3 protein-coding genes are annotated in these 2524 nt (G+C 56.1%); all 3 read left to right on the top strand.

Annotated elements, in window-relative coordinates; translation table 11 throughout:
- Nucleotides 1–512: 512 nt before the first annotated feature.
- Entirely contained in the window at nt 513–1538 is a 1026-nt protein-coding gene (locus C0Z18_RS32330) for a pentapeptide repeat-containing protein (protein ID WP_102649530.1), read from the top strand.
- Between the two features lie 49 nt (nt 1539–1587).
- Nucleotides 1588–2274 carry a hypothetical protein gene (locus C0Z18_RS32325; protein ID WP_146014169.1) on the top strand — a complete coding sequence of 229 codons (687 nt, stop codon included), beginning with the start codon at nt 1588–1590 and terminating at the stop codon, nt 2272–2274.
- Between the two features lie 149 nt (nt 2275–2423).
- A partial coding sequence (locus tag C0Z18_RS32320) for a transposase (RefSeq protein ID WP_146014163.1) occupies nt 2424–2524 on the top strand: 101 nt, incomplete at its 3' end.

The raw sequence follows: 2524 nt of genomic DNA, 5'->3' as shown, positions 1-2524 counted from the left end.
TTCGAGCACTATAACGAGCATCATCCCCATAGCGCGCTGAAATACCGTTCGCCACGCGAATTCCGGCGCAGGACCGAATCATCAACTCAAGTGTGAGGCGGTGTCCGGAAGTACGGGGGCAAATCCACCACTTGTGGAAATTGCCCTGGGGAGCACCCAATTAAAGGGACCGGCACGGACATGGATGAAGACGGGCGAGCTAGTGTACTTGATAACGATCCCGTACAGTGCCCGTGCGGTAAAAACCATGTCAAGGCGGGATCGGACGCCGGGTGCTCGACTGGCTGACGCTAAGCGTCACCCCAATGGCCTTCTGAGTTTTCACACTGCTCTGCGACCTTCAGGAGTACGTCAAGAAGGCGAACTTTAGTTTCGGCGGTAATCCCGTGCATGGGGAGATCGAAATTGCCGTACCACCAGTTGGCGCCGATGAACGGGTAGTCAAGACGGGCAGAGGACCTCGGACCGCTCCCGTTGGAAAGTCAGTCGAGGAAAGATGCTCTGGGACTTGTATGCAGATTAATGATCTCGAATTGAACGCCTTCCGGAATCGGTGGCGCGACGGAAAGTACAAGGTTGTACAAGATGCGCTCGAGCACATCACGCCGCAAAGTGAATGGATGGATACATGCGATGCCGTCGACCATCCGGCGGCCAAACGGCTCGCCAATGATTTGCGCGGTGTGCAACTGAGTGGGCGAGATTTGAAGAACCTTGACCTGGGTGACAGCTTTCTCGACTTTTCCGTGTTTGATGGCAGCAGATTTGATGGTGCCCAGTTTCAATGGTCGATCCTGAATGGCGCATCTTTTAGGGGGTGTCAGTTCCATCTGGCACAGATGCTCCCCATCTACGGAGACGGCACCGATTTTCGCCACGCGCGGTTGCGAAAATCGTTTATCGAATATGCCAAGCTGAGCAACGCCGATTTTTCCGGTGCGACACTCGCCGACGGAAGGCTGACTTCGTCGGAAATATCGGTATGCAATTTCTCCGGTGTACTGACCGAACGAACCGACTGGGGCTGGAACACGATGACGCGATGCGATTTCGTGGCGGCCCGCTTCGTCGAGTGCGAACTGACGACAACTTGGCTGGATCGGGCAAGGCTGATTGATGCGACGTTCGAAAATTGCGACTTGCGTGGCGTGGACTTCCGGGGCGCGGACCTGAGCGGTGTGCGCTTTCTTGGCGGCACATTCGGCGACGTGCTGCAAGGGCCGTTGACCTACCGGACGCGGTTCGACGACACGCCGGAAGCCCGCCGAGTGGTTGCCGCGGCCACAACGGCGAATAGTCACGCCGTTGAGTGGTGTCCTGTTGTGGAGGGTTCGGGGGAACCCTCTCGGGAGATCCCCTCGTCACGATTGAAGGGCATGCCCGGCGACGTGGTCCCGAAGAGCGGATGGTGGGTTAGCCCGGCCCTCGGAGGCGAACAGGGGCGGCGTTACTTTAAGGCGGGGGAGATGTTTCCCGGTATCAAGTCGACGGATTGGGGGCTGGTGATCTGGAGCCACAACCCCTCCGATCAGGACTGATTTGACTGATGAGCCCATACTGCGCGGAAGCCTTGAGGGCGCGTCAAGAATGCAGACCGCAGCGTCGGCCACGATCCCGTGCTTGCGAGCATGGAAATCGCCGTATCAACAGGTAGCGAAAATGAAAAAAGCAATTATGTTCGTTTTGATCGCGTCGATATGCCGGATCGCCTCCGCGCAGCAATCGCCGGTCGTTGGTTTGTGGGAGCAGGTTGTCGCCGGTGATAGGGGAGATGGCTCTCCGGTGAATACTCAGCGGGTTGACGTCGTATTCGTCGATCGAAAAATTAACGAGGACACTCGGTTCAGTGGTCTTTTCGCGGCAGATATAAGCCCGCAAGTCTTGTGTTGCGTTGACGTAAAAAGAGACGATCTGATTTCACTCTCTGCTCTTCTGAAAAAGTATCCGTGGGATCCGGATACTGCGGATCATCTCAAGAAAATAACTGGCTGGAAGTACATATATGAGGCGAAGCTGGTTAAGCCAAACGAGCAAAACGCGAAGATGCGGAGCTTAGTGAAAAGTCTGACTGTCCCGCCGACACTCTCTCCGTATTCGGCCCCCGTGATTTCCGGCGAAATCGCGACCGCGCAGATGGGCAAGGAGTTCAAGGTTGGCAACGCGGACGTCGCGTACTCAGTTCGAATGTCAAACGATAAGAATTCGATTTCGTACAAATTCGTGATCAATGGCAAGCCCGTGACGCTAACCGAAGACATGTTTCCGGCAGAATAAGCGGTAGAGGGAGAGAGATTCACCGTTGCCTACGGACGGGGCGTGACGCCTAATGTGGAGCGGCCCCCTGAAAGTCCGGACACAGTCTCCCACTTACAATAGCGGGTAGGCATACGACTGTGTTTTTGACTAACACCAATCAAGAAGTGATGGATGTATTGACGGGACCCGAGCGCCGGCGGCGGTGGTCGGTAGAAGAGAAAGTGGCGATGGTCAGGGAGAGCCTCGAGCCGGGCAAGACGGTCTCGAT

The organism is Trinickia dabaoshanensis, from assembly GCF_002879885.1.
GTDB classification, from domain to species: Bacteria; Pseudomonadota; Gammaproteobacteria; order Burkholderiales; family Burkholderiaceae; genus Trinickia; species Trinickia dabaoshanensis.
This window is presented reverse-complemented; position numbering and strand designations above follow the sequence as displayed.